The 7,470-nt window shown below is 54.5% G+C and carries 4 protein-coding genes and 1 other annotated feature; of the genes, 2 read left to right on the forward strand and 2 right to left on the reverse strand.

Annotated features, from left to right (window positions below):
• Positions 1 to 69: 69 nt before the first annotated feature.
• A complete protein-coding gene (locus CV945_RS06570) occupies positions 70 to 2,862 on the reverse strand; it encodes a transglycosylase domain-containing protein (protein ID WP_100659397.1) in 2,793 nt (930 codons plus the stop codon).
• Positions 2,863 to 3,017: 155 nt separating this feature from the next.
• Positions 3,018 to 3,243 (forward strand) — a binding site (T-box leader).
• A gap of 50 nt (positions 3,244 to 3,293) precedes the next feature.
• Here CV945_RS06570 and tyrS point away from each other — a divergent pair.
• Positions 3,294 to 4,553: a tyrosine--tRNA ligase gene (tyrS, locus tag CV945_RS06580; protein ID WP_033025991.1), complete on the forward strand. Its 1,260-nt coding sequence runs from the start codon at positions 3,294 to 3,296 to the stop codon at positions 4,551 to 4,553.
• Positions 4,554 to 4,599: 46 nt separating this feature from the next.
• Here tyrS and rpsD read toward each other — a convergent pair whose 3' ends face one another.
• A complete protein-coding gene (rpsD, locus tag CV945_RS06585; protein ID WP_011232276.1) occupies positions 4,600 to 5,202 on the reverse strand; it encodes a 30S ribosomal protein S4 in 603 nt (200 codons plus the stop codon).
• A gap of 310 nt (positions 5,203 to 5,512) precedes the next feature.
• Here rpsD and CV945_RS06590 point away from each other — a divergent pair, with 310 nt between their 5' ends.
• Entirely contained in the window at positions 5,513 to 7,372 is a 1,860-nt protein-coding gene (locus CV945_RS06590; RefSeq protein WP_198518484.1) for a sensor domain-containing diguanylate cyclase, read from the forward strand.
• The last annotated feature ends 98 nt before the right edge of the window (positions 7,373 to 7,470 follow it).

Here is a 7,470-nt window from a genome sequence, read left to right on the forward strand (position 1 = left end):
ATATCATGTGCCCGCTATATACAGCAAGGCAAAAGGGTGTCCCGAACGTTTGGGACACCCTCTTTATCTTTACCTCGAGGCCGGCGGCTGCGTGTTGCCATTGGCCGCATTGTTTCCGTCAGCCGGCGGCTGCCTGTTGTTTCCGGCGTCATCCCCTTTCTGCGCCGGCGGTTCGTGGGGCGCGGCCGACGGCAGGGAGACGGAGGCTGACGGCGCCGATTCGCGGCCGGCAATGTCCACGGCGGTGACGCAATATGCTGCTCCTGGTTTGAGGGCGGAAAAAGCCGTTGCCTCTCCCCTTTTGATGACAGCGACGACGCGGCGCCCCCCTGTATGGTCAAGCTCGTAGACGCGATAGCCGATCACATCGCGTTCACTGCGGCCGCTCCAGACGAGTTGGCCCCCGTTTAGACGGACGGAAGGCGAGGCCGGATCGCGCCCGTTGTCTTCCAAGGGGGCGGCGGCAAAATCAGCGCTGGCCCAGTCCGCATCGCTTATCCCCCACTCGCTGAGCACGTCCGGATTGGCGATGACCCCGCGCGTGACAAATTCTTCCGGCGTCGTCTCGAGCGCCGCATAACGGCGTCCGTCGATGATGACAAACCGGCCTTCGGTTAAATCGTTCTCTTCCCCCTCTTTTGGGGTAAATTTCGTATTGTACAAATCATAGCGGACGAGCCCGGCTTGCCGGCACGTCTCTGACGGGCTGAAGCCGCTCGCGGCGCAGTAAGCGCGGCGGACGATGCCGCCTGGCATGAGAAACCGCTTCGGCGGAGCGATGAGCTTCGGGTTTTCTTGATAGGCAGCATTGATCAACCGCGCCCATAACAGCTGGGTGCGCTGGCTGTAGGAAAGCCCTTTGTAGCGCGACTCAAGCGGCGCCGGCCGGTCGTAGCCGACCCAAACACCGAACGTGACGCTTGGATTGACGGCGATAAACCACGAATCGCGCTTGTCTTGGGATGTTCCGGTTTTTCCGGCCCAGTCGGCGGAGAAGGTCAAGTAGCGCCGCACTGAAGAGGCGGTCCCGCCATTAAGCACATCACGCATCATGTCAATCATCAAGTACGACGTCTGCGGGGAAAAGACGGGAACGGGCTTCGTTTGATGCTGGTAGATGATGTTTCCGTCCTTGTCGGTAATTTTCTCGATCATGTACGCATCGACGAACGACCCGTAGTTGGCAAACGTCGCATAGGCGTTGACGTTTTCTTCGACGGTGACGCCGATGTGCGTCCCGCCGATCGCCAAGGCCGGGTTGGCCTCTTCTTGCTTTGAGACGCTTGTGATCCCCATTTTGCGCAAATAGTCGACCGGCTGTTTCGATTGGATTCGCCTGTACGTCCGCACGGCCGGGATGTTGTACGACCACCGCAAAGCATCACGCGCCGTCACGAGGCCATGCGTCTTTCCATCGGCGTTTTTCGGCGTATACGAACCGATCGACAGCGGGAGATCGGGAATGATGGTGCCTGGCTGGATGACGCCCATCTCCATCGCCGGCGCGTATACTAAGAGCGGCTTCATCGTTGACCCGTTGGAACGGTGCGCTTGGGTGGCGTGATTCAACTGTTCGCGCTTGTAATCGCGGCCGCCGACGAAACTGATGATTTTTCCGGTTTTGTTTTCGATGAGCATCGCCCCGACTTCGACCGGTTGGCGATGGGCGACCATTTTTCCCGTTTTCTTGTCTTTGGTGTAATACACATTGTCGCTGCCGTAATAGGCGTAACGAGCGGCGATGCGCTGCATCTGCTCATAAATATTCTTGTCGATCGTCGTGTAAATACGATATCCGCCTTGGCGCAGCGCTTTTTCCGCCTCGCCGAGGTAGCGGCGGGAACGAGCGGGGTCGCGCTTCAGCTCTTCCGGCTTATAGCCGTCGCGCTTGGCGAACGTTTCCGCCAGCACGTCTTTTGCCCGTCTCTCGATTTCCATCGTCAAAAACGGATACCGTTCAAACGGCGACGGCTTCGGGGCGGCCAAATGCTTCGCCACATCATAGGCAAGCGCTTCCTTGTACTGCCCTTCGGAAATATAGCCGGCCCGCTTCATCCGGTAAAGCACCGTTTTCATCCGCTTCAAGCCCGCCGAGATGTCCGGTTTGACGCTGCCGTCAGCGGCAAACGGGGTGTAGACGAACGGGTTTTGCGGCAGTCCGGCCAAAAACGCCGCTTGAGCGAGATTCAACTCTTTGGCGTTGACGCCAAAGACGCCCTGGGCCGCGGCTTGGATGCCGGCAATGTTGCGCCCCGAAGAATTGCGGCCGAACGGAACGACGTTTAAATACGCCTCTAAAATGTCCTCTTTGGAAAAAAATTTCTCCAGGCGAAGCGAAAGCAGCATTTCTTTCGCCTTCCGCTCGAACGACACTTCGCTTGTCAGCAGTTGATTTTTGACGAGCTGCTGCGTAAGCGTGCTCCCGCCGCTTTTGACCGGCGAGTTCGTCAGCTCTTGAAACATGGCGCGGATGACTGCCTTCGGAACGACGCCGTCATGTTCATAAAAATGTTCGTCTTCGGTCGCGATGATGGCTTGCACGACGTACGGAGACACGTCGGACAGGCGCACCGCCTCGCGGTCAAGGTCGGACCGGAATCGCCCTAAATACACGCCGCCGTCAAAGTACATATGGCTCGTTTCGCCGTAACTGTAAATCTCCTTTTTCATCTCGTCGGGCGAGGGAACGGGCATATCCTTGACCAAAAAGGCAAAATAGCCGGCTCCCGCGCCGATGGCAAAGCAGACAAGGCAGAGTGTGGCGATGAGCAAAATCAAGATGACGTTCCAAACAACATCGTATGTAAGTGAAAAATAATGCCACGCTTTTTCGAGAGAAAAGGAAAGTTGGTTTCGTTTCATGCCGGCCCCCCTATGTGGTGGATCATTATGTATAAGTATACCATAGGAAAGGGATGTCATTGTGGAATTTTGCCGATTTTTCGCCGTTTGTGCGAAAAGCGTTAGGGTTGACAGCGAGTGCATCGCTATGATAAAAAAATGTATATATTTCATATGAGAAAGCGATGACGGGAACAAGTAGCGGCTGTCTCCCTGGTGCAGAGAGCTGGCGGACGGTGCGAGCCAGCCCACAGGCAGGCGCGAATTACCTCCCTGAGCAGCGATGGCGAACGGTTTTGGCACCTAGTAGCCATCCGCCGGCCGGCGCCGTTATCCAAATGAGCGAGAAAGCGTCATGCTTTCTAAGTAGGGTGGTACCGCGGTTCGACACTCGCCCCTTCATCACGGGCGGGTGTTTTCTTTTTCGTGACATTCATAGAGAGGTGAAGGACATGGATTTGCTTGCAGAATTGCAATGGCGCGGGCTCGTCAACCAAACGACGGATGAAGACGGGTTGCGCAAGCTGTTGAATGAGGAGCGGGTGACGCTCTACTGCGGGTTTGACCCGACGGCGGACAGTTTGCATATTGGCAACTTGGCTGCCATTTTGACGCTGCGCCGCTTCCAGCAGGCGGGGCACCGGCCGATCGCCCTAGTCGGTGGGGCGACAGGATTAATCGGTGACCCGAGCGGGAAAAAAAGCGAGCGCACGCTCAATGCCAAAGAGACGGTCGAGGCATGGAGCGCGCGTATTAAAGAGCAGCTCGGCCGCTTTTTAGATTTTGAAGCGGACGGCAATCCGGCGAAAATCAAAAACAACTACGACTGGATTGGGCCGCTGGATGTCATTACGTTTTTGCGCGACGTCGGCAAGCATTTCAGCGTCAACTACATGATGGCGAAAGAGTCGGTGCAATCGCGCATCGAGACGGGCATTTCGTTTACCGAGTTCAGTTATATGATGCTGCAGGCGTATGACTTCCTGAAGTTGTACGAGACAGAAGGCTGCCGCCTGCAAATCGGCGGAAGCGACCAATGGGGCAACATCACGGCAGGGCTTGAGCTTATTCGCAAAACGAAAGGCGAGGCGCGGGCGTTTGGCTTGACGATCCCGCTTGTGACGAAAGCGGACGGCACGAAATTCGGGAAAACGGAAAGCGGCACGATTTGGCTCGATAAAGAGAAAACATCGCCGTACGAGTTTTACCAGTTTTGGATCAACACCGATGACCGCGATGTGATCCGTTACTTGAAGTACTTTACGTTCCTGTCGAAAGAGGAAATCGAAGCGCTTGAACAAGAGCTTCGTGAGGCCCCAGAGAAGCGGGCGGCCCAAAAGGCGCTTGCCGAGGAAGTGACAAAGCTCGTGCACGGCGAAGAGGCGCTCAGGCAAGCGATTCGCATTTCTGAAGCGCTCTTTAGCGGCGACATTGCCAATTTGACAGCGGCGGAAATTGAGCAAGGGTTCAAAGATGTGCCGTCATTCGTTCATGAAGGAGGCGACGTTCCGCTTGTCGAGCTGCTCGTTTCTGCCGGCATTTCGCCATCGAAGCGGCAAGCGCGCGAAGACATCCAAAACGGCGCCATTTACGTCAACGGCGAGCGCCTTCAAGACGTCGGAGCCATATTAACGGCTGAACACCGCCTTGAGGGGCGGTTTACGGTCATCCGCCGCGGGAAGAAAAAGTATTATTTGATTCGCTACGCCTAAGAAAAAAGATCCGAAATGCATCGGCATTTCGGATCTTTTTTGCGCCTTAACGCGAGTAGAACTCGACGATGAGCGCTTCGTTGATTTCCGCCGGCAGTTCGGAACGTTCCGGCAAGCGGGTGTACGTTCCTTCCATTTTTTCCGGATTGAACGTCAAGTAATCCGGAATGTAGTTGTTCGCTTCGAGCGCTTCTTTAATCACTTGCAAGTTGCGCGATTTTTCGCGAACGGCGATCGTTTGTCCCGGTTTGACGCGGTACGACGGGATGTTGACGCGGCTGCCGTCGACCAAAATGTGGCCGTGCGTCACGAGCTGGCGGGCTTGACGGCGCGTGCGGGCCAACCCTAAGCGATAGACGAGGTTGTCTAGGCGCGATTCTAACAAAATCATGAAGTTTTCGCCGTGTTTGCCCGGCATTTTGCCCGCTTCTTCAAACGTTTTGCGGAATTGGCGTTCGTTCACGCCGTACATATGGCGCAGCTTTTGTTTTTCTTGCAGCTGCAAGCCATATTCCGACAATTTCCGCCGTTGCCCCGGACCATGTTGGCCAGGCGGATACGGACGTTTTTGCAATTCTTTCCCCGTGCCGCTCAACGAGATGCCGAGGCGGCGGGAAATTTTCCACATTGGGCCAGTATAACGAGCCATTCGTTGCTCCTCCTTACGCTTTTATTCCCGTAAAATAAAAGCAGATGTGCGCCAACAATTATGGCCATTTCGTTTTCATGCATCCTCGCTCTCGCAGCTAAGAGTTACACGATGCACCTCGGCGGGCCGAGGAACAAAATGGACCATAAAGGTGGGCACAAAGGCTGCTATATTTTACACAAAGGCTATTATATGATTTTTAGAGGATAAAGTCAACATTTTGTTTCCCTTCTTCGCTATTCGTATGATATAATAAAAGATGCAATTTTTAGAAAAAAATTGTCATCCCATTCTCGCGTTTGGAATGATGATGCCGGTTTGGGTGGAAAAGGCGATGAACAAGGAAGAAATGAAGCGGTATGAATCGTTTAAACAAAAATTTTTCCACTGGTTTTTGGCGTTTCAGGATGATGGGCCGTTTTCGGCGGCGGCGGGCGAGTTGCTCGCGCTGCTAAAAGAAGAGCTGGCGCTCGAGCAAGCCGTTTTTTATTTGTACGACCCGGTGCGGGCTGCCTTTTATCCGGAAGCGGCCGCGGTTGGGACGCCGGACGCTGGGCCGATCGCGGCTGATGGAGAGCGGAAAGTCGCTGTTGTCGATGCCGGTGGGCCGCATATGGCGGCCCGGCTCTTTTTCATGCTTTCCGATGAGACGCCGGCGATGGTCGAGCTGATGTATCGAAAAGATGGCGGTTTTGACGAGCGGTTGTTGTGGGAGATCCAGACGGATTTGGCGCGATTGTTTCGGAAACTTAGCGCGGTGCTGCAAGGAGAGGGCGAAGAGAAACGGTATGGACAGCTGCATCACTTTGCCGCAAAAATTCATTCCTCGATGCATATCGATGTTGTGCTTGAAGAAATTATCCGCACGCTGCAAAACGTCTATCCATCATTCACCTACCACCTTCTGTTGTCGCATGACAACCATCTGCGCGGAAATTTGCCGATTAAAACGCTTGTATTGGATGAAAGGGAAAAACAGACGGCGGCGTTGCGGGCGTTTTTGACTGGACAAGTGCAATGCGAGGAGATGGAGGCGCCGCCGCGCTCGGTGCTGTACGCCCCGATTAAAGGGGTGCAGGCGGTGTATGGGGTGATTGAAATTATCGCCCCATACGCTGCGCCATTTCCAAAACGAGAGATTCATTTTATTTCGCTGCTGGCGAGCACGGCTGGAAGCGCGCTTGAGAACGCCAAGTTGTATGAACAGTCGCGCCGGCTTGTCGCCGATTTGCAGCTGATCAACGACACAATGCGCCAATTGAACGCCCGGCCGCGGCTTCATGAAGCCATTGAGTACATGGTATCGCAAATCCAACAATCGTTCGGCGCGGATGAAGTCGGTTTTTTCTTGTTTGCCGACGGCAAGCGGGAGCTTTTGCCAGGCAGCACGCCGTTTTTTTTCGAACATCGGTCCGAGCCCTATATCGAATGGGTGGAAAAGCGGCGCCAAAGCGGAAATGACATTTTATTTGCCGGTGATGTATGCGTGTCCGCTTTCGGTTCGTTTCGTTCCATCATGGCGGCGCCGATGCAGCAAAACAAGGAAACGAAGGGACTGTGCATTGCGCTCGCCAGCGAGCCATACCGATTTACGTTTGAGATGTTTAAGCTCTTGGAATCCCTCGTTCAACATTCAACGCTGGCGTTTATGAACGCGATGCTGCGCGAAGAGCTCGAGAAGATGGTAGTCACCGATTATTTGACAAAGCTGCATACGCGCCGTTACTTGGACGAGGTGATCCAAACATCCATGGGATCCGATGCATCCGGGGCGCTCATTTTGTTTGACATTGACAACTTTAAGCAAATCAACGATGTGTACGGCCATCAAACGGGCGATGGGGTGCTCGTCCAAGTGGCTGAGACGGTGCGCGCCAACATTCGCGATGGCGATGTGGCGGCGCGTTGGGGCGGGGAAGAGCTGGCGGTGTATTTGCCGAAAGTGCCGCTGTCTGACGCCATTTCGATTGCCCGCCGCATCACAGAAAAAGTCAGAGAACAAACGATTCCGACGGTGACCGTTTCGTGCGGCGTGTCATGGTGGGAGCGCCAAGGCTGCGAGGATGCAAAACAGCTGTTCAAACGAGCCGACGCCGCGCTTTATATGGCAAAAGAGACGGGAAAAAACTGCATTTTTGTGCACGATGACTGTCATTTGTATAAGGTGTAAAAAAAAGGGGCTGACCCAAAACGCGAATGCGTTTTGGGATCAGCCCCCACTTTTTTGCCTCAAATATAGAAGAATCGCCCTTTTTTCTGGTAGAATAG

It is taken from the genome of Geobacillus sp. Manikaran-105 (assembly GCF_002809955.1).
Classification (GTDB): Bacteria; Bacillota; Bacilli; order Bacillales; family Anoxybacillaceae; genus Geobacillus; species Geobacillus thermophilus.